Here is a 20,905-nt window from a genome sequence, read left to right on the forward strand (position 1 = left end):
CGAAATGAAAGTATTGATTGCCCACAATTACAGCGAGATTTCGTTTGCCGCAATGAGCTATCATTTTTCTCATTTCCTTGCTGAATCAGGCAATGAAGTGTTTTTTATCTCTCACAGCCCCTATTTAAACGAATCGTTTTCATCCCATATAGGGAAAGGTGAAATTACTGTCACATCCTGGCCAAAGGAAACAAGACCGACCGGTCTAGGGGATTTTTTATGGTATGGATGGTTTTTTTTAAAACATCGGCCAAAAATCATTATCGGGCATTTTGTCGGAAGCAATATCACGATAACGGTTTCCAAAATATTGTCGTTTGGCACAGCAAGGACTTATGAATACTACCACACGTTATCAAGCCAACTCAAAGCTGACCGGAAGAAAGAGGGCTTCAGGGATAAATTATTGTTCATGAGGAAAAAGTGCTTCTACCGTTGGTTCTGCGATGTTATCATATGTCCGTCAGAATTGGCGAAAACGGACTTCGAAAAGCGTTATGGCGCCGCCAATACCAAGGTGCTGCTGAATCCGATGGCAGATCGGTTCGAGGATAAAATCCAGGTTTCCGAAAACGACATCATCATATCCTACCTGGGAAGACTTGACCCGTCAAAAGGCGTGGTAGATTTGATCACCGCCTTTAAATTATACAAGCAACATGTTCCGGATTCCAAAATAAAACTCAGGATTGCCGGCACCGGCAGCCAGCAACAACATATCATGGATTTGATATCAGGACAGGATGATATTCAGTATATGGGTGGGTTGCCGTACGGTGAGATTGACCGGTACCTGCAACAAGGTCATTTTACCATTATTCCTTCAAAATGGGATACGATGCCCGTCACTGGGCTCGAATCGATGATGAACCAAGTGCCGTTATTGGTGTCAAATGGCGCCGGGCTGTCGCAATATCTTACCGAGGACAAAGAGTGTTTTAAATTTGATCCCGATGTGGATAGCACTGTCAAGCTGTTTAAAAAGGTAGAAGAAAATATTCATAAGCATCCCGAAATGTGTATTAATGCCAGGAAAACATTCGCCGATGGATTTACCATGGAGCAATATTGCCGTCAGTTTTTAGACATCATATCATGAGCTTCCTGATTATAACTCACGTCCCCCATCTCGTCCATAAAGGAAAATACTATGCGTATGCACCCTATGTGAACGAGATGAATTTATGGGTAAATACCGTCGAAAAGGTCACGATTGCCGCGCCCGAGGATTTCTCGCAGGAAATCTCACCAATACAATCCGCATATGAGCATGAAGCTATTGATTTTGTGAAGCTGAGATCTTTTGACCTTTTATCCAAGCGGTCGATTATAGGTAGTATGATAAAGATTCCGTTCCTGTGCCTGACTTTGTTCAGCGCTATGAGAAAGGCGGAACATATCCACCTGAGATGCCCTGGAAATGTTGGGTTGCTCGGGTGTTTGCTCCAAATATTCCTGCCTTCGAAAACCAAAACAGCAAAATACGCCGGGAATTGGGATCCAAAGTCCCTCCAGCCGTGGAGTTACAAGTTACAGCGATATATACTCAACAATACGTTCCTCACCAAAAACATGACGGTGCTGGTGTACGGTGAATGGCCTGATTCGGGAAAAAATATCAAGCCGTTTTTTACAGCGACTTACCGCCAGGAAGAAATAGTGCCGTTTACGGGTAAGACCCCTAAAATTCCGATACGATTCGTTTTTGCGGGCGGATTGGTCGCAGGTAAAAACCCGTTTTATGCCATTAGGCTTGTGGAAGCATTGCATAAAAACGGGAAAGCGGTTTTGCTTGATTTGTATGGCGATGGGCGTTTAAACGAGCCTATTCGGGAATATATCAGCCAAAATGGACTGCAAAATCAAATCATAGTTCACGGAAACCAAAACAAGCAGGTATTAAATGCGGCTTACCAACGGGCCCATTTCGTCATATTGCCATCCGATAGCGAAGGTTGGCCGAAAGCCATTGCGGAGGGTATGTTCTGGGGTTGTGTTCCTATTGCAACACCTGTTTCCTGCGTGCCTGACATGTTGAACCATGGCGTCCGTGGATTATTGCTTACATCCAACTTAGTCAATGATACGAAAGCAATTCGTGGTTTAATTAATGATCAGGAGGATTTTAAAGCAAAAAGTAAAGCCGCTGCAGCATGGTCCCGTGCCTATACAATAGATTTATTTGAGACGGAAATCAAAAAAATTATTAGGACATGAGGATAGTTCAGATTATAGATTCCCTGGACGCTGGCGGTGCCGAAATGATGGCAGTAAATTATGCTAATACCTTGTGTGAAAATGTGGATTTTTCGGGATTAATTGCCACGCGCAGGGAAGGTAGCCTCAAAAGTCAAATCAATGAAAACGTTTCTTACTTATTTTTGAATCGAAAACATATGCTTGATTTTAAAGCAGTTATCCGAGTAAGAAAGTTCTGCAAAATGAACCAAATCCAGTTTTTACATGCGCATAGCAGCTCTTATGCCATTGCTTGTATGGTAAAAATAGTTCATCCCGCTATCAGGATTGTATGGCATGACCATGATGGAATGAGCGAGTTCCTGCAATATAGGAAAAAGAGGATACTTCAACTGGCTTCGTATTTCTTTTTTGGTATTATAGCCGTGAACAATCTTCTGCGAGAGTGGGACGCCGTAACGCTTCATTGCAGGAATGTTATTTATTTACCGAATTTTTCAAACCCGATAAAACGGACCGGGAAACATACCGTCCTAAAGGGGAAAGAAGGAAAAAGAATATTATGTTTAGCAAACCTCCGTCCGCAGAAGGATCATTTTATGTTGGTGGACGTTGCCTCAAAATTTATTTCAAAATTCCCTGACTGGAGTTTCCATTTGGTGGGAAAGGATTTCGAGGACCACTATTCAGTATCATTAAAAAAGCAGATTGCCGAAAGAAACCTATCACATTTAATTTTCATTTATGGTTCACGGGAAGATATTGGAAATATTATTGCACAATCTGATATTTGTATTTTAACATCTTCTTCAGAAGGACTTCCGGTCTCATTGCTGGAATATGGATTTTATAAAAAACCAGTGGTTGCAACCGCTGTTGGCCAAGTTGCCTCTCTCATTAAACATGGGGTGTCCGGTTATATTGCTGAAAATGGGGATGTTGAAGAATTTGAGGAAAGCCTCTCTAAATTGGCCGCTGATACCAACCTGCAGAGAATTCTCGGCGAAAGCCTTCACGACCTCATTATAAAAGATTATTCTGACCAGGGGATAATAGATAAATATAGAAATTGGCTAAAATCGTGTAATGGATAAAGCAGGAATTAAATATATTCGGTTGATATTGCTTCACATCGGAATTGCATTAGCAATTTTTTCGGTTCCGTTGCTCGGGAAGCTATACTCTGTTGCGATTTTGGTCGCTGGTATTATATATACGGTAAAAAAGCAGAATAAAAATAACGAGGCGTTGCTTGTAGCGGCATATATAACCGGAAGTGAAGTTTTGCTCCGTTGTACCGACGGACTTTTTGTCTATGAATTTGCAAAGTATGGAGTGGTAATAATGATCTTGGTGGGCATGTTTTACAGCGGGTTCTCTAAGAATGCGATACCATACTGGGCATATCTGCTACTGCTTATTCCAAGTGTTATCATTGCTACATTTGTCCTTAATTCTTCTGTTGAGGACAGAAAGATTATCTCGTTCGTCATTTCCGGTCCACTTTGCCTCGGGATTTGCTCGCTTTATACTTACCAAAGAAAAATGACTTACCAGCAAATTCAGAATATTCTACTTGCACTTGCATTACCTATTGTTAGCCTTACCACATACTTGATTTTATTCAATCCAAGTGTGAAGGATGTCATCACGGGCACTGATTCTAACGGAATGACTTCAGGAGGATTTGGGCCTAACCAGGTTTCCACTGCTTTAGGGATAGGTATATTTGTATTTGTCACCCGGGCCATCCTGCAATCGGGTAAGCCAGTAATACTGGTCTTAAATATTGTTATTGCAAGCGTTATTTCATTCAGGGGCCTCGTCACTTTTTCGAGAGGGGGCATATTTACCGCGATAACGATGATCGTGCTGCTGATTTTGGGTATTTACTTTAGGATACATGGGAAGGGCAAAGTGAAGATGAACTATTTTATTATAGGAACATTATTGGTCGCGTCGGCAATTTGGTCATATAGCATCGTCCAGACTAATGGGATGATTGAAAATCGATATGCAAACAAAGATGCAGTGGGAAGGGTCAAAGAAAGTAAGTTCACCGGACGCGAAGAACTGGCAGAATCAGAGCTAAAAGCTTTTTATGAGAACCCTTTATTTGGAGTAGGAGTTGGAAAATCAATTGAAATCCGTGAAGCTGAAACTGGTGTTAATGCAGCCTCGCATAATGAAATTACAAGATTATTGGCAGAGCATGGCACGCTTGGGATAATTATTCTACTCATCTTATTTATAACTCCTATCTTCTTGCATTTTGATAATAAAGAGAACTTCTTTATGTTTCCAATACTGTTTTTCTGGCTTCTCACCATAAACCATGCCGCAATGCGGATCGCCGCGCCAGCTTTTGTATATTCACTTTCATTGCTTAAAGTGTACATCAATGAACCCACAAAGCGTAAAGCGGTTTCGCCCTCATAACGGAATCACGGCGTTCATAACCTGTTAGTAAAGTCGTTAAGTTTAATACTTCAGGCTTGGAAATATTCCGCTTAAAATATTAAATTGCGCTATAATTTTAACAGTAATGCGTTCGGGCAAAGAAATACACTTTGAAATTTCTGAAAGAAAAATCCTCCTTCGTTTATTCGACGTGCTTTCCATCGTGCTTTCACTTTACGCAGTAGATTATTTTTTCAATTTTAATTATTTTAATTTTACCAGCCAGAATTTTTATTGGATTGTCGTTCTTGGATTGTACGTCAACATCCTCGGAACCGTTTTTGAAATGTACAACCTTCAGGTCGCCAGCAACCAGTTTCAGGTGATCAGAAGTATCGTCCTTACCTCCTGTACAACCGCACTTTTCTACCTTCTTACTCCAGTCTTTACGCCTTTCCTGCCTTTAAGCCGATTGCAGATCGTGTATTTCTTTCTGGCCATTTTTGGGGGATTGCTCGCCTGGCGTATATTTTATCAGGCATTTCTTGCTTCTTATCGTTTCGAAAAGAAAGTGGTGCTCATCTGTGACCGCGAAGAAGTGGAAGAACTTGTCACCGGGCTGGAAAACATTGACCCTCATTATCGGATAATCGGCTATATTAATTCGGATATAACCCACAATGATTCTTTCAGATATGATTATGTCACAAATCTTGATATCAACGAATTTGATGATTTTGTAAAAAACAATTCCGTATCGGAAATCGTAATCGCCTCGCAGAAAACGGACGGAATGACTGTTCCGCTTTATAATAAACTGCTATACCTTTTGGAATCGGGTTACATCATCAGGGAGTATACCCAAGTTTATGAAACGATTACCCAACGGATACCAATCCAGCATTTCGACAAGGATTTTTATCGTTATTTCCCGTTCAGCCGAAGCAACCAGAACAAACTCTACCTTTCGGTTGTCCGCATTTTGGAAATTTTACTATCACTTGCCGGACTGACCATCGGATTGTTGTTGCTGCCATTTATTCTGTTAGGCAACATGCTGGGCAACAGCGGGAAGCTGTTTTACCTGCAAACCCGGGTCGGTAAAAACGGCATACCTTTCGTAATTTATAAGCTGCGCACCATGGTTAAGAATGCCGAGAAAGATGGTGCCGTGTTTACTACAAATAATGACATCCGGGTTACACCATTTGGAAAATTTTTGAGAAAAGCACGAATTGATGAAATCCCACAGTTCATCAACATCCTAAAAGGGGATATGGGCTTTATCGGGCCAAGACCGGAAAGGCCTGTTTTTGTTCAGGAACTTGCAGAGGTGATGCCGTTTTATGATACCCGTCACGTCATTAAGCCAGGTCTCACGGGTTGGGCTCAGGTAAATTATGCTTATGGAGAGACCATGGCCGACAGCCTCATAAAATTGCAATATGATCTATATTACATCAAGCACAGAAGTGTGTTCCTTGACTTGAATATCCTGATCAAAACGTTTAGCACGGTACTATTTTACCGCGGACAATAGCCTTTTGTTTTTAAGCAACATTCGGTAAAGTAACACACCATTCGCAAAAATCATTGGTAAAAACATCCAAAATTGTACTTTATTGGCCAGGAATAAAAAGTAGCAGCACAGCATTACAAGGCAGAGGTATAACACGAGTATGGCGCGTTTAAGCTTTCCCGCCAAAACAAATATCACCAACAATAACAAGGCCGGATTAAACAAAAGGATATTGTAATTCCAGGTAAGTTCGTGGTGTAAGGAATAAAAGCCGGCGGAAATCAGGAACAAGCCCAATACAGCCTGCACCGTAAAAAAAGTGAGTGTGACAACTTTATTGTTAACCAACACAATTAGCCCCAATAAAGCCACCAGGCTCCAGATGCTGTTCCAAAATGAAAACGCTTCAGTCGTCTTAACTGCTTTGTTGACCGTCACAATGCCATCAGCTAAAGGCTGGGCGCCGTTTTTGGTCTTGCTGATACTCTCCATCAGTTGTAAGGGCAGGTAAACTTTATAAAAATCTTTGTCGGTGTTGATCCCAAACATGATATTGATCCCTAGATTTTCATAGAAATGATTGTGCACGTAGCCGTAAATAATATGGCGGTTGGTCTCGTCTGATCCCTTTACATCCAATGATAATTTCCCATTAATGTTGGCATTAATGCGGTCTGCTACTTTAGTAGTGCAATTGCGATCAATAAATTTATACGTGTAATATTTGTTATCGGAAGAAAGCGATGCCTCGAGTTCATCAGATATTTTTTGCTTCTGTGAAGGCGATAAGTTCAGAACCTGCTCATATACGCCACGATTTTCATATCGGTACTGCTCACAAAAATCGTCAAACGAACTGGTGATAATAAAGTACTGCAGGTCACCTTTGGTAAATTTTAGGTAAAAGTTGGGCGTCCTGAAATCGAATGCGCCATAATTGTATACTTTGTCGATGAAGTTTACGGGATCATCAACGCGGATGGCCGTATGTCCAAATAGCGAATACAGTTCGTTCCCCGAATCACAGGTCAGAACGCTTATTTTTGCCTGGGGTGATAATGGGATGTGTTGCGCCCAGCCGCTTACCGAGAACAATATGGAGAAAAGCAGTATCGTAATTTTGTTTCGAAGCATCAGATGGTATGGGTTAACTTTTAGCGGCTGAAGATACTCAGGTCTACTTTGAGCGAAAAAACATTTGAATACAACGCAGCGCTTTGGTCACCCAAATCCGTCAGCGCATAGTCTACCTGGATGCCACGGTATTTAAATCCCAGCCCAATGTTTGGCTGGAAACCCACGCGTTTTGTACCGTCAATCTGTTCTATATTTTGAAAATTTCCAACGCCTGCCCTTAAAAATACAAGCTCCGTATACCCGTATTCAAAACCAAATGCGGGATCAATACTCAATCCGTCGGTTGAGAAAATGTCATTGGTTTGTTCAAAACGCATGTTCAGGTTTGCAGAGGCCAGTAAACTCGTTTCATTGTGGAACTCAAATTTCTTTGACATGCCGAGCTGTGCTTTGGGCAGCGTGATTTCAGTGTTTTCCGGTAGCTCCTGATTTTCACCGGGAATGGCATTCTTGATCTTTGCGAATTCATCCTCGTCAATCGCCCAAACGTTATAAGTCGTCGTGATATCGCGAAGCATCAATCCAAATTTCCAGTCATTCCGTTCAAACTGTAACCCAAAATCAAATCCGAAACCCCAGGAACTTGCAAATTTCCCAATCACCCGACGGATGACCTTTGCGTTAACTCCATATTGAAATCCGGGTACCTGTAACTTTCTCGCGTAAGAAAGCGTGAGCCCATAATCAGCAGTAGAAAAAAGGCTGATGCGGTTATAGTCGATGTTGCCTTCGCTGTCGATGAGCTCCGTCGTGTTCAGGATGTCATCAACCCCGAAACGGATCAGCGAAATTCCCCAGGCACTGCGGTCGTCAATGGGCTTGCCAAATGCAGCATAATCATATTGTGCAATGTTCGCAAAATAACTCGCATGCATGAGCGAAGCCTGCTGTGTTTCGAGCCCAATGAGACCGGCAGGATTCCAATATCCGGAATTTACATCGCTGGTATTTGCAGTCACCGCATTGGCCATTCCCAAAGCTGCGGCATCCACACCAATGTTCATAAACTCGTTCGAATATTTCCGTACAGCCTGTGCATTGGCGAAAGAAAATAGGAAGAACAGGACTGCGCAAAGGATCTTTTTCAAAAGCAATTTTTTTGACAGGAACCAGCCTGTAATTTTTTGTCAAAAGTATAAATTTTTGCTGAGGTTACTTCCATAAAAGTAGTGCCGCGTAAAAACTGTGTTTAAAACGCATCGGGGGTAAACTTATTGTGCTAAATTTGTCTTCAAATTTTTAAAGATGAACATAAAATCCCATGTGCCAAACGCCATTACGCTGATGAATCTCTTCTGCGGATGTATCGCAGTCGTTTTTGCTTTTCAGGAAACGGCAACCCATCCGCGTCATTTTGAAATGGCTTTCCTGTTTGTATGTTTAGGGATTTTTCTCGATTTCTTTGATGGATTTTTTGCGCGTCTGTTTAAAGTTTCAAGTTCGCTTGGATTGCAGCTCGATTCCCTGGCAGACATGGTCACCAGCGGCGTAACGCCAGGCGTTGCGATGTTTTGCATGTTGCGTTCGGCGTCCGGCATGCTGGCTGATTCACTACTTCCGTATCTTGGTTTTCTCATCACATTGGGATCGTGCTACCGTCTGGCAAACTTTAACATCGACACACGGCAGACAGACTCGTTTATTGGGATGCCGACACCCGGAAATACACTTTTTATACTGAGTTTGTGTGTCTTGCGCTACATGGATACGACCGATTTGATACTCTTGGAAATCCTGTCGGATAAATGGGTGCTTTTGGCATTAACACTTTTCAGCGCGTTTATCATGAATGCGGAAGTGCCTCTTTTTTCATTGAAATTTAAGAAGCTCAATGTGAAGGACAATCTGCTCCAGATTTCGTTTTTAATGCTGTCTTTAGCATTGTTGGTGTTTTGCCAATATCTTGGTGTTACGTTGGTCATTCTCATTTACATTTTACTGTCGTTAATCAACAATAAATTCAGGAAAGCATAGTTTTTTTCGGATGAGGAAAACCAATCCGCGAAGCAGGACTTCCAGAAAAAAGAAATCACCAGGCTGGAAACCTTGGCTCTGGGGGCTATTTGTATTATTCATAATTGCTGCCGTTGCGTACCACTACCGTGAGGGATTGGCCTATTATTTCAGCTTTAAGACCGATAAGGTTTTGAAGGAAGAAAGGCAGGCACGCCGCGTTTCCATGATTCGAAATATCGAAATTATGAGCCGCAACAGCGATAAAGTAATTGGGGTCGATTTGTCTGAATACCAAGGGAATATCCATTGGGATCAATTCGGGAAAATAGAAAACACATTCCCGATAGGTTTTGTTTTTATCCGCGCTACGGCAGGGAACGACCGGGCTGACAATACGTTTGCGGCCAATTGGAAATCCGCAAAGTCACATCACTTTATCCGCGGCGCCTATCACTATTACCGCCCGGACGAAAACTCGCTCGAACAGGCTAAGCTTTTTATCAGGACCGTGCAGCTGAGGAAAGGCGATTTACCGCCCGTACTCGATATCGAAAAACTTCCCAAAGGACAATCGTTAGACAGCCTTAAAGTAGGGCTGAAGCGCTGGCTAAATAAAGTAGAAGCCTATTATGGGGTTCGGCCAATCATTTATTCTGGCGAAAAGTATTATGAGGATTTCCTGAAGGAGGAATTCCACGGATACAAATTCTGGATTGCAAATTATAATTTCTTCGAAGAAAACATTAAAAAGGACTGGCTATTCTGGCAGTTCAGCGAGAAAGCATCGGCAAATGGCATTGAAGGGGATGTGGATGTGAATGTTTTTAACGGGAATGCGCGGCAGCTGGAGTTTTTGCGCCTTGGGAAATAATTCGCTTTTTCAGGAGCTATTTCCTGCTCTCCGCGGTATCTTTTCTTTTTTAAAGAAAAAAAGAAAAGGATGCTGCTTCGATCAGGGCTAGGACTCCTTGAGTAAAAGGGATGGTTCCTAAAATTCAAGTTTCTTTTTCCGAAGCTCGAAGTTCTGGCCGAGATACACCCGACGCACAATTTCGTCCTGTACCAATTCCTCCGGTACACCGGCCTTTAAAATACCGCCTTCAAACATCAGATAGGTTTTATCTGTAATGGCAAGTGTTTCCTGAACGTTATGGTCGGTAATCAGGATTCCAATATTCTTGTTTTTTAATTTCGCGACAATGCGCTGGATGTCTTCCACAGCAACCGGATCTACACCAGCAAATGGCTCATCGAGCAGGATAAATTTAGGGTCCGTTGCCAATGCCCGGGCAATTTCAGTCCGCCGCCGCTCGCCACCTGAAAGTAAGTCGCCACGGTTTGTACGGATATGCTGCAGGCTGAATTCATCAATCAACGATTCCATTTTGGCTTCCTGTTCGGCTTTGGAAAGATTGGTCAGTTGCAATACGCTGAGAATATTATCTTCTATGCTGAGTTTTCGGAATACAGAGGCTTCCTGCGCGAGATAACCGATGCCGTACTGTGCCCGTTTGTACATGGGATAGTTTGTGATGTCGGTGTCATCAAGGTAAATGTTGCCGCTATTGGGTTTTACGAGGCCTACAATCATGTAAAACGAGGTGGTTTTACCGGCGCCATTTGGTCCAAGCAGCCCCACAATCTCTCCCTGGTTTACTTCCACGGAAATTCCTTTTACGACGCTTCGTTTTTTATAAGTCTTGACTAGATTTTCGGCTCTTAATTTCATAGTTGCTGAGTGCCTGAGTTACAGAGTTGCTAAGTTTACCGTGCAAATAAACAAAATATGCGGTAAAGGTCATTGGGATTAACAAATCCTTCTGAATCGTTATTAATTATTTATTGCCAATTATTCATTGTCAAGCGCCTCCCAGAATTCATAAGCCCTGCGAAGGTGTGGAATTACAATTGTTCCGCCAACTAATGTCGCAATACCCATGGCTTCCATCATTTCTTCTTTGGAAACGCCTTCTTTATGGCTGGTCTCTAAATGGTATTTGATGCAATCATCACAACGCAGGACGGCAGAGGCTACCAATCCCAGAAGTTCCTTAGTCTTGACATCGAGCGCGCCTGCAGCATAAGCATTGGTGTCGAGGTTGAAAATGCGTTTAATGACCTTATTATTATCTGCCAATAGTTTCTCGTTCATTTTTGAACGGTAATCATTGAATTCCTTAACTGGATTGCTCATTTTTTAATCTTTTTTTGGCCTGTCTGTCGGCAATAAATATACTGATTTCGTATAAAGCAAGGATTGGAATGGACACAATTACCTGGCTTGGGATATCCGGTGGGGTAACGATGGCGGCAATAATCAGGATGATGACAATGGCGATTTTTCGGTATTTTCTCAAGAAATCACCAGTAACAATGCCAAACTTCGACAGGAAGTAAATGATGATTGGGATTTCAAATACGATTCCCGAGGCAATGACCGATGTCTTGACCATCGAAATGTACGAATCTACTATGAAAATATTCTTGATCTTGTCACTCGCGATAAAGGTTCCGAAGAAATTCACAGAAAGCGGGATGATAATAAAGTAGCCGAATAAAGCGCCCAGAAAAAAGAGAAACGACGAGATGACTACGAAGGAAGCAGCACTTTTGCGTTCCTTCTCATACAGCGCCGGACTGATAAATTTCCACAATTCCCATAAGATGTAAGGGATAGCAAGTACAAAGCCTGAAGTAATGCACGTCCAGAGGAAAATCGAGAATTGTCCTCCGACTTCCGTATTTTGTATGATAAAGTCGAAACTTGTGGAGCAGGCCGTGGTCGAGTCGAGTCCGAGGCTTTGGATCAAATGGCAATACCATTGGTAAACAATAAAATCAGGCTCCGATGGCCCGAAAATAATGGTGTTAAAAATATAGTCAATAAAAAAGTAGGATACGGAAGCCAGGATCAGGATGGCCACCGTGCTTCGGATCAGCATCCACCTTAAATCTTCCAGATGGTCCATGAAGGACATTTGGTCTTTACGCTTCGCCATTATACAATGCCTTCTTTTAAGATGTCATGCAAATGGATAATGCCTTTATATTCGTTATGCTCCGCTACTACAAGCTGCGTAATTGAGAAATCTTCCATAATGTTTAATGCATCCATCGCCATATCCGATGGCTTTATCATTTTCGGGTTTTTTGTCATAATATCTTTGGCGGTTAACCCTGCAATCGTGTCCGTATCATTCAGCATTCTCCTGATGTCTCCATCGGTAATGATGCCGATCACTTTGTTGTCTTCAATCACTGCAGTGACACCTAATCTTTTTTCTGATATCTCAAATATAACTTTTTTTACCGAAGCATCCGGCGTTACCATCGGCTTATGGCTATCTTCTAACATATCTTTAACACGCAGCAGTAATTTCTTACCCAATGCACCGCCTGGATGGTATTTCGCAAAATCCTCACTTTTGAATCCGCGTAGTTCCATCAGACATACGGCAAGCGCGTCACCCATAACGAGTTGCGCGGTCGTACTATTGGTCGGGGCGAGGTTCAGCGGACAGGCTTCTGTTTCCACTGTGGTGTCGAGGATATAATCGGCGCCTTTTGCCAAAAATGAGTTGATGTTTCCGGTCATTGCAATTAAAGTGTTGCCAAACCTTTTTAGGATGGGTACAAGAACTTTGATCTCCGGGCTGTTTCCACTTTTGGAAATGCAAATCACAACGTCTCCCGGCTGTACCATTCCAAGGTCGCCATGGATGGCTTCAGAAGCGTGCAGGAATAATGAAGGCGTGCCGGTCGAATTCATTGTGGCAACAATTTTTTGCGCAATAATGGCGCTCTTGCCGATTCCTGTGACAACAAGTCTGCCTTTGGCATTGTAAATGAGTTCAACTGTTTTTGGAAAGTGCTCGGTAAGTAACCCTTCAAGTTGCGCTATCGCCTGACTCTCAGACAGAATGGTTTCACGTGCAACGGCAAGAATATCATGGTTTGTCGTCAAAACAGAAATAGTATAAAGTTTGTAAGTATTAAAGAAAGTTCCTATCTTTAGATTTGCAAATTTACGTAAATTCCCTTAAGTAAAGAATGAATTCAGACGAAATCGATATCTACAAAGAATTAAAAAAGTATTTTGGTTTCAGCCAATTTAAAGGCCTGCAGGAAAAAGTCATCAGTAGCATTATAGTCGGAAATAACACTTTCGTCATCATGCCTACGGGCGGCGGAAAGTCACTTTGTTACCAATTGCCTGCATTGATTAAAGAAGGTACTGCGATTGTGGTGTCCCCATTGATTGCACTGATGAAAAATCAGGTCGATGCGATCCGAAGCCTGTCTTCTGAATCTGGTGTAGCACACGTGCTGAACTCTTCGTTGAATAAGACTGAAATCAGTCAGGTAAAAAAAGACATCACTTCGGGAATCACTAAATTGCTTTATGTTGCGCCTGAATCGCTTACGAAGGAAGAATATGTTACGTTTCTCAAAACCGTGCCACTCTCATTTGTGGCGATTGATGAAGCACACTGTATTTCTGAATGGGGCCACGATTTTCGGCCTGAATACCGCAACTTAAGGCACATTATTAAACAATTGGGTGACGTACCCATCATAGGGCTTACCGCTACGGCAACACCGAAGGTTCAGGAAGACATCCTGAAAAACCTTGATATGGTGAATGCCAATACGTTTAAGGCGTCGTTTAACCGTCCGAACCTATTTTATGAGGTACGTCCAAAGACGAAAAATGTCGAAGCAGACATCATCCGTTTCATCAAGCAGAATAAAGGAAAATCGGGTATTATTTATTGCCTGAGCCGCAAGAAAGTGGAGGCGATTGCCGATGTGCTGAAGGTCAACGGCATCAGTGCAGTGCCGTACCATGCCGGGCTCGATGCAAAAACCCGCGCCAAACACCAGGATATGTTTCTGATGGAGGATGTAGAGGTTGTGGTCGCAACGATCGCGTTCGGGATGGGAATTGACAAGCCCGACGTGCGTTTTGTCATCCACCACGACATCCCAAAATCGCTGGAAAGCTACTACCAGGAGACGGGTCGTGCCGGCCGTGATGGTGGTGAAGGACACTGCATCGCTTATTATTCATATAAGGATGTGGAAAAACTTGAAAAATTCATGTCTGGGAAGCCTGTTGCCGAGCAGGAAATCGGTTTTGCACTTTTACAGGAAGTGGTCGCTTATGCAGAAACCTCGATGTCAAGGCGTAAATTCCTGTTGCATTATTTCGGAGAGGAATTCGACGGCGAAACCGGAGAAGGGGCAGATATGGATGACAATGTCCGCAACCCGAAAACGAAAGTGGAAGCGAAAGATCAGGTGGTCCAACTGTTGAAGGTAGTTCGGGATACGAAACATCTATACAAATCAAAAGAGATTATTTTTACGCTGATTGGTAAAATCAATGCGATGATCAAAGCGCACCGAACTGATACGCAAAGCTTTTTTGGAGCCGGGCAAACGTTCGATGAGCGTTATTGGATGGCGTTGATCCGTCAGGTTTTGGTTGATGGCTACCTGTCAAAGGATATTGAAACCTATGGCATTTTGAAGATTACCGAGAAAGGCCTTGATTTTCTGGACAATCCGCATTCGTTTATGATGTCTGAAGACCATGAATACAGTGAGGCGGAAGATGATGCGATTGTAACCGCTGCGAAATCTACCGGTACAGCCGATGAGGCGCTTATGGGTATGCTTCGGGATTTGCGTAAGAAAGTGGCGAAGAAATTGGGTGTGCCGCCATTCGTGGTGTTCCAGGATCCTTCTCTGGAGGATATGGCACTAAAATATCCGATTACACTCGAAGAATTGGGCAACGTGCATGGGGTAGGTGAGGGCAAAGCCAAAAAATATGGTAAGGATTTTATCGAACTCATCAGCCGTTATGTGGACGACAATGACATTATACGTCCAGATGACCTCGTCGTGAAGTCTACCGGGGCCAATTCGGCGAATAAGTTGTACATCATCCAGAATATCGACCGCAAACTGCCGCTTGATGATATCGCATCGGCGAAAGGGCTCACGATGGACACCCTGATCAAGGAAATGGAACAGATTGTATATTCAGGAACCAAACTCAACATCAAGTATTGGATTGACGAGATGCTCGACGATGAGCAGCAGGAGGAAATCCACGACTATTTCATGGAATCAGAAACAGATAAGATTGAAGATGCCCTGAAAGAATTTGATGGCGATTATGATATCGACGAATTAAGGCTGATGCGGATTAAGTTTATCAGTGAAGTAGCCAATTAATTGGCGAATGAGTCAATTGGCAAATTAGCGAATTGATTCGTTTTGCAAAATTTACACGAACTCTCGATTTTTGGACTCATTCGCTAATTATCACATTTGCTAATCCGCTAATTCCCCTCTGTGCGGCTTCAACGCGTCCCTTACTGCAATCATATTTTCGTCGGTGACTACCATGTAAGCAATCGCATGCATTTCGCCGAAAATTTCAAATCCAGTAATGTTCAGCGGCAGCTTTTCCGCAATGATGTATTCCTTTAGGTGGATTTCATGGTGCTCAGCGGTCTTTGCTGATGCGGGTCCGCGGAAATCCCAAATGAGTTTTATTTTTCTTGACATTTTTGGAAATTGGAAAGTGGCAAAGTTATCCCGAAGCTTCGGGATTGCAAAGTGAAATTCGTATTTTTACGAAAACAATTCCATGAAGCATGTTATTTTCATTGCGTTGCTGCTTTCTAAGGTGACTTTCTCACAAGAACTCACCTTACAGCAGGCGAACCACCTTGCCACCCTACCGATTAAATGCCTGCAGCAGGAATACCCAAACAAGCTGGGGCAAATGTTGATTGATTCCATCGAAATAAAATCGCCGAGGGAATTGCATCCGTCATTCTACGGTTGCTTTGACTGGCATTCTTCTGTACATGGGCATTGGAGTTTGGTGTATCTGCTAAAGCATTTTCCGGAATTGGATAAAAGAGACGAAATCATCAGCAAATTAAAGGTTAACCTTTCGAAGGAGAACATCCAAAAGGAGGTCGACTACCTTTCAAAAAACCATGAAAAGTCGTTTGAACGCACCTATGGCTGGGCCTGGGTGCTGAAACTGCAGTTGGAACTCGAAACGTTTGATGCGCCGTTTGCGAAGGAAATTGCGGTAAACCTTAAGCCTCTTTCAGACCTGGTGGTGCAACGGTATACTGAGTTTTTACCGAAACTATTGTATCCCATCCGCATGGGCATGCATCCGAATACGGCATTTGGACTGACCTTGGCGTGGGATTATGCGGTATTTTCGAAGAATACGGATTTCCAGAAAGTGATTCATGACAATGCCGTACGGCTTTTTAGTGCTGATGCCGATTGTCCTTTTAACTGGGAGCCCAGCGGCACCGACTTCCTGTCACCGTGTTTTGAGGAAATGGCAATCATGCAAAGGGTGCTGCCTTCAACCGATTTTCTGAAATGGCTAAAAAAGTTTGCACCACAGTTGTTCAAAAAGCAATTTGATTGGGCACCGGCGAAAGTCTCTGACCGAACCGACGGCCACCTCGTACATCTCGACGGACTCAACTTTAGCCGGGCGTGGAATTTATACCATTTGATCAGCCAATATCCTAAACAATTTCAGCACCTGAAGGCATTGGCTGATAAACATATGGCGTTTTCCCTGCCTTCCGTCGTTGATGGTAATTATGAAGGCGAGCACTGGCTGGCGACATTTGCGCTGTATGCATTTGAAGAGATGGGAAGACAGTAGGCAGTTTAGACCACAACCAACTTTAGTTTGCCTGCCGTCACCGAATGCAATCTTAACGCTTATGCTTCCAGATACGGTATTAAAAAGCGGGGCGATTTTACTAGCACTCGAATTAACTGGGTAGACATTCGCCGTAAGAAATAGGTCTCAAATCATAATCTGAGGCGATGGCGTACCATACTTGTTCCATCTTTGCTTCAGCCTGTCAGGAGCAAAAGCCGTTTTCGATGGTTTATGTTTTGCAAACAGGAATTCAGTCCTTTTTCAAAACCAAACAAATGAAAAAAACAGCAGTCTTATTTTTAACAGTTGTAGGCCTTTTGGCATCGTGCAAAACGACCGGCACAATGGCGGCAATCCAACCGAAGTCTGGCACCATGGAGTTGCCCGCGCAAGGCGAGTTCCGCACATGGAAAGGCCTGATACACCCTTCGTTTAAAGTGACACTCAGCAATTCCTCGGCTACACAGTCGTGCGAAGTGTACAAGGTTACGGAAAATGGTAAAGAGAAATGGGTGTCGCCTTCGCTCAAAGCCGCGCAGACGATGACCGTTACTGTTCCTTCGAACGGACATTTGTTCTTTAAAAATTTCAATAACAATGTATTGAAGATCAACTACCAGGTCGAAGAATAGGTGCGGTTTCGATGCAGTAGCCGCTTGTTCTTTTTTGTAAAAGAGTAAGAATTTTTACATAAGTTTGTTTGGCTTGGGTATTGCCGTCGCGCATGTCGTTAGCCTGCCTTTAAACCTTACTACGATGGATGCTTCACTCTTTAATTTGTTCCTGTTGATTCACATTGCAGGAGGGACGTTGGGCCTTCTTGCAGGAACGTATATCATGATTGCGAAGAAGGGCGACCGTATGCACAAGCGGGTAGGGAAAATATTTTCCATAAGCATGCTCGGCGCCGGAATCTGCTCGCTGGTACTGGCGACGATGCACCGCAACGATTTTTTGTTTGTCGTAGGAATCTTCACCATATATATGGCAGGGACCGGTTGGCGTTACTTATACCTCCGGAATATTGCCAAAGGCCAGAAGCCGTTCCCGGTTGACTGGCTGCTAATGGGTTTTATGCTGTTGGGCAACATTGGATTTGTCGCAATGGGCATCCTGAGTGTGCTGGATAAAGAGTATTTCGGTGCGATTATCTTTATTTTTGCGTGGCGTGGCATCGGCTTTGTCGTGCAGGATTATAAAGCCTACCGCGGGCATATCACTGTAAAAAATTACTGGCTTGTCTTCCACCTGCAAAGGATGACCGGTGCTTATATTGCTTCGTTAACAGCGTTTGCGGTTGTTAACGCGCCAAACAGGCTTTCCTTTTTGCCCTGGCTCTTGCCGGCTGCTATTTTTGTGCCTTTGATTGTGAGGTGGACGCGAAAGTATCGGATGAAAGCGGTGAATCAGTGATTCAGGCATCCAAAAACGCCTTTTATGCGTTTTTATCAGATTGAGTCATTTAATTGATAACTTTATCATCGGTAGTGAAAGGCATGCAAGGATTCACTTCTTTAATAACTTCGTAAAACAACCAAAAGATGATCGAAAAAATATCCGAAGACGATTTGAGTCAGGCACTTGAATCACTAAAAGACTGGACTTATGAACAAAAATTCCTTTGCAGGAAATTTGTTTTTAAGGACCATATGCAGGCTTTTTCATTTCTTTCCAAAGTTGCGCTGATTGCGGAACGGTTAGACCACCATCCGAACTGGTCCGGGGTTTATAATGAAGTAAAGATCCGGCTTAGTACGCACGATGCAGGCGATGTGACAAAAAAAGATATTCAGTTTGCGGTTGAAATAGAAAAGGCTTTAGTTTAAGTATACAAATGGTCTGTGGCAGGCATCAACGGCGTTGCGGCATTAGGAATCAGGTTGCCTGTTGCTGTTATTCAAATTGACGTCGGATAGAAAATTAAATTACTTTTCGTAGCTTCGTACGGCATGTTATCGCCGATTCCCACGCCGATTCCCAGGGCAATAAACTTCAAACCAAACTGAAACAAAATGAAAAAAGAAGATTTTACGCAGTTGTCTACGGACGAATTAATCAAGAAGAAAAAGACGGTTTCGGTCGTGACGGGTACGTTAGCCGGGATGCAGATTGCATTGCTTGGACTGGGCATCTGGATCACTATGCATCAGGGATTTACAGCACTTGTTGTGATTCCGGTGGCACTTTTGCCTATCCTGATCATGAATTTTAATATGATTGCCGATATTAAAAAGGAATTGGCGGCGCGGAACCTGAAGTAGGGACAGCGCTATGGCAATCGATACGGCGGCTCAGAATATTTCCCTAAATTTGCCGCATGCCAAAAGAACTGCTTATACAGGTGCCTCCTGAAACTGCTGCAAACCAACTGCTGCTGTTGGCCCATGTGTCGAAACTGATCCGTACCTCTGTGGCGGATATACAGCACATTACGATATTAAAACGGTCAATCGACGCACGGCAGAAGGCGATTAAGATCAACCTGAAAATCAATATCTTCTTTACGGGAGATGCCTTTACCCATGAAAAGCCTGAACTTCCGGAATACCCAAATGTGGCTCATGCAAAAGAAGTGATTGTAGTAGGCGCAGGCCCGGCGGGATTGTTTGCGGCATTGCAATTGATTGAACTGGGATTAAAGCCGACTGTGGTCGAGCGCGGTAAGGATGTGCGCGGACGCCGGCGTGACCTGAAGGCAATCAACCGTGACCATATTGTCAATGAAGACAGTAATTACTGTTTTGGCGAAGGCGGTGCAGGTACCTATTCTGACGGAAAATTATATACCCGGTCTAAAAAACGCGGCGATGTAGACCGCATCCTTCGGCTGCTTGTTGCTTTCGGCGCCACGGAAGACATACTCGTCGACGCGCATCCACACATTGGCACCAACAAGCTCCCACAAATCATCAGCGACATCCGCGAAAAAATTATCGAGTGCGGTGGCAAAGTCCTTTTTGAAACCAGGCTGACCGACATCCTCGTCAAAAATAATGAAGTGCAGGGAATTGTAACCCAAAACGGCGATACCATTTCGGCCAATAAACTGATCCTGGCTACGGGACATTCGGCGCGCGATATCTTCGAACTGCTTGACCGCAAAAAGATATTAATCGAAGCCAAACCATTCGCTTTAGGCGTCCGTGCCGAACATCCGCAGGAATTGATTGATAAAATCCAATACAGCTGCGACTACCGTGGCGAGTTCCTGCCCCCGGCGCCGTATTCGATTGTGAAACAGGTAAACGGCCGCGGAATGTACTCTTTCTGTATGTGTCCCGGCGGTGTGATTGCGCCTTGTGCAACAAGTCCGGGAGAGGTAGTCACGAATGGCTGGTCACCGTCGAAGCGTGACCAAGCCACCGCAAATTCAGGGATTGTCATCGAGTTAAAACTCGAGGATTTCAAGCCATTTGCTAAATTCGGCGCGCTTGCCGGAATGGAATTCCAAAAAAGCATTGAGCAGAAAGCCTGGCATTCAGCAGGACAGACGCAAAAAGTACCCGCACAGCGTATGGTCGATTTTAGCCAACAGAAATTATCATCGGATATTCCGAAAACATCATACGTTCCCGGAACGACTTCGGTCGAACTCGGTCAGGTATTCCCGGGATTCCTGACACAGATCTTGCGAGAAGGATTCGTGGAATTCGGGAAGTCAATGAAAGGCTATTATACCAATGAAGCCATACTACACGCGCCCGAATCGCGTACATCGTCACCAGTCAGGATTCCACGTGATCCTGAAACGCTTGAACATCCTCAGATCAAAGGACTTTACCCTTGTGGAGAAGGCGCAGGTTTTGCCGGAGGGATTATTTCCGCAGCGATTGATGGGGAGAAATGTGCGTTGAAGATCGGAAGTTTGTAAGTTCGTGAGATCGTAAGTTCTTAAGCCAGGATAACTTCCGATCTTTTGAACTCCGGATCTTTAAAACTTTATTTAAAAAAGTAGGGTGTTCCATTTC

21 protein-coding genes are annotated in these 20,905 nt (G+C 43.5%); 14 read left to right on the forward strand and 7 right to left on the reverse strand.

What is annotated here, in order from left to right; genetic code table 11:
- Positions 1 to 4: 4 nt before the first annotated feature.
- From CFE23_RS07540 to CFE23_RS07560, 5 genes are all read left to right on the forward strand, one after another.
- Positions 5 to 1,099, forward strand: coding sequence for a glycosyltransferase (locus CFE23_RS07540; RefSeq protein WP_291086353.1), 1,095 nt, complete (start codon positions 5 to 7; stop codon positions 1,097 to 1,099).
- On the forward strand, positions 1,096 to 2,217 hold the full coding sequence (locus CFE23_RS07545) for a glycosyltransferase (RefSeq protein WP_291086355.1): 1,122 nt from the start codon (positions 1,096 to 1,098) through the stop codon (positions 2,215 to 2,217). Before CFE23_RS07540 ends, CFE23_RS07545 begins: the two co-directional genes overlap by 4 nt.
- A complete protein-coding gene (locus CFE23_RS07550) occupies positions 2,214 to 3,293 on the forward strand; it encodes a glycosyltransferase (protein ID WP_291086357.1) in 1,080 nt (359 codons plus the stop codon). Before CFE23_RS07545 ends, CFE23_RS07550 begins: the two co-directional genes overlap by 4 nt.
- Positions 3,286 to 4,638 (forward strand): O-antigen ligase family protein, encoded by a 1,353-nt coding sequence (locus CFE23_RS07555; protein ID WP_291086359.1) that lies wholly within the window; start codon positions 3,286 to 3,288, stop codon positions 4,636 to 4,638. The genes CFE23_RS07550 and CFE23_RS07555 overlap by 8 nt, the downstream gene beginning before the upstream one ends.
- 106 nt (positions 4,639 to 4,744) lie before the next feature.
- Entirely contained in the window at positions 4,745 to 6,139 is a 1,395-nt protein-coding gene (locus CFE23_RS07560) for an exopolysaccharide biosynthesis polyprenyl glycosylphosphotransferase (RefSeq protein ID WP_291086361.1), read from the forward strand.
- Here CFE23_RS07560 and CFE23_RS07565 read toward each other — a convergent pair.
- Entirely contained in the window at positions 6,119 to 7,252 is a 1,134-nt protein-coding gene (locus CFE23_RS07565) for a DUF4105 domain-containing protein (protein WP_291086363.1), read from the reverse strand. The genes CFE23_RS07560 and CFE23_RS07565 overlap by 21 nt on opposite strands.
- A gap of 20 nt (positions 7,253 to 7,272) precedes the next feature.
- On the reverse strand, positions 7,273 to 8,259 hold the full coding sequence (locus tag CFE23_RS07570) for a PorV/PorQ family protein (RefSeq protein WP_291086468.1): 987 nt from the start codon (positions 8,257 to 8,259) through the stop codon (positions 7,273 to 7,275).
- 241 nt (positions 8,260 to 8,500) lie between these two features.
- On the opposite strand from CFE23_RS07570, the gene CFE23_RS07575 reads away from it, so the two are divergent.
- Complete coding sequence (locus CFE23_RS07575) at positions 8,501 to 9,229, forward strand: CDP-alcohol phosphatidyltransferase family protein (protein WP_291086365.1); 729 nt, start codon at positions 8,501 to 8,503, stop codon at positions 9,227 to 9,229.
- A gap of 10 nt (positions 9,230 to 9,239) precedes the next feature.
- Positions 9,240 to 10,082: a GH25 family lysozyme gene (locus tag CFE23_RS07580; protein WP_291086367.1), complete on the forward strand. Its 843-nt coding sequence runs from the start codon at positions 9,240 to 9,242 to the stop codon at positions 10,080 to 10,082.
- 117 nt (positions 10,083 to 10,199) lie between these two features.
- On the opposite strand, the gene lptB is transcribed toward CFE23_RS07580, so the two are convergent.
- From lptB to CFE23_RS07600, 4 genes are all read right to left on the reverse strand, one after another.
- Complete coding sequence (gene lptB, locus CFE23_RS07585; RefSeq protein WP_291086369.1) at positions 10,200 to 10,940, reverse strand: LPS export ABC transporter ATP-binding protein; 741 nt, start codon at positions 10,938 to 10,940, stop codon at positions 10,200 to 10,202.
- Between the two features lie 120 nt (positions 10,941 to 11,060).
- Complete coding sequence (locus CFE23_RS07590; RefSeq protein WP_291086371.1) at positions 11,061 to 11,405, reverse strand: carboxymuconolactone decarboxylase family protein; 345 nt, start codon at positions 11,403 to 11,405, stop codon at positions 11,061 to 11,063.
- Complete coding sequence (gene tatC / locus CFE23_RS07595; protein WP_291086374.1) at positions 11,389 to 12,210, reverse strand: twin-arginine translocase subunit TatC; 822 nt, start codon at positions 12,208 to 12,210, stop codon at positions 11,389 to 11,391. Before tatC ends, CFE23_RS07590 begins: the two co-directional genes overlap by 17 nt.
- On the reverse strand, positions 12,210 to 13,175 hold the full coding sequence (locus tag CFE23_RS07600) for a KpsF/GutQ family sugar-phosphate isomerase (protein ID WP_291086378.1): 966 nt from the start codon (positions 13,173 to 13,175) through the stop codon (positions 12,210 to 12,212). The genes tatC and CFE23_RS07600 overlap by 1 nt, the downstream gene beginning before the upstream one ends.
- An 86-nt stretch (positions 13,176 to 13,261) precedes the next feature.
- Between CFE23_RS07600 and recQ the strand changes: the two genes are divergently transcribed.
- A complete protein-coding gene (recQ, locus tag CFE23_RS07605) occupies positions 13,262 to 15,457 on the forward strand; it encodes a DNA helicase RecQ (protein WP_291086380.1) in 2,196 nt (731 codons plus the stop codon).
- Between the two features lie 99 nt (positions 15,458 to 15,556).
- Here the strand turns inward: recQ and CFE23_RS07610 are convergent, their stop codons facing one another.
- The gene (locus CFE23_RS07610) at positions 15,557 to 15,793 is read right to left on the reverse strand and encodes a hypothetical protein (RefSeq protein ID WP_291086382.1); all 237 of its coding nucleotides are present in this window, start codon (positions 15,791 to 15,793) and stop codon (positions 15,557 to 15,559) included.
- An 82-nt stretch (positions 15,794 to 15,875) separates the two neighbouring features.
- On the opposite strand from CFE23_RS07610, the gene CFE23_RS07615 reads away from it, so the two are divergent.
- The 6 genes from CFE23_RS07615 to CFE23_RS07640 all read left to right on the forward strand — a co-directional run bounded on the left by CFE23_RS07615 (position 15,876) and on the right by CFE23_RS07640 (position 20,808).
- Positions 15,876 to 16,934 carry a DUF2891 domain-containing protein gene (locus tag CFE23_RS07615; protein WP_291086384.1) on the forward strand — a complete coding sequence of 353 codons (1,059 nt, stop codon included), beginning with the start codon at positions 15,876 to 15,878 and terminating at the stop codon, positions 16,932 to 16,934.
- Between the two features lie 278 nt (positions 16,935 to 17,212).
- Positions 17,213 to 17,569 (forward strand): hypothetical protein, encoded by a 357-nt coding sequence (locus tag CFE23_RS07620; protein WP_291086386.1) that lies wholly within the window; start codon positions 17,213 to 17,215, stop codon positions 17,567 to 17,569.
- Between the two features lie 124 nt (positions 17,570 to 17,693).
- Positions 17,694 to 18,350, forward strand: coding sequence for a hypothetical protein (locus tag CFE23_RS07625; protein WP_291086388.1), 657 nt, complete (start codon positions 17,694 to 17,696; stop codon positions 18,348 to 18,350).
- Positions 18,351 to 18,478: 128 nt separating this feature from the next.
- The gene (locus CFE23_RS07630; protein WP_291086390.1) at positions 18,479 to 18,763 is read left to right on the forward strand and encodes a 4a-hydroxytetrahydrobiopterin dehydratase; all 285 of its coding nucleotides are present in this window, start codon (positions 18,479 to 18,481) and stop codon (positions 18,761 to 18,763) included.
- Positions 18,764 to 18,949: 186 nt separating this feature from the next.
- Complete coding sequence (locus CFE23_RS07635; RefSeq protein WP_291086392.1) at positions 18,950 to 19,198, forward strand: redox-active disulfide protein 2; 249 nt, start codon at positions 18,950 to 18,952, stop codon at positions 19,196 to 19,198.
- Positions 19,199 to 19,254: 56 nt separating this feature from the next.
- Positions 19,255 to 20,808, forward strand: a complete 1,554-nt coding sequence (locus tag CFE23_RS07640; RefSeq protein WP_291086394.1) for an FAD-dependent protein — start codon at positions 19,255 to 19,257, stop codon at positions 20,806 to 20,808.
- Positions 20,809 to 20,905 lie beyond the last annotated feature (97 nt).

It is taken from the genome of Flavobacterium sp. BFFFF1 (genome assembly GCF_002256285.1).
In the GTDB taxonomy this organism is placed as follows: domain Bacteria; phylum Bacteroidota; class Bacteroidia; order Flavobacteriales; family Flavobacteriaceae; genus Flavobacterium.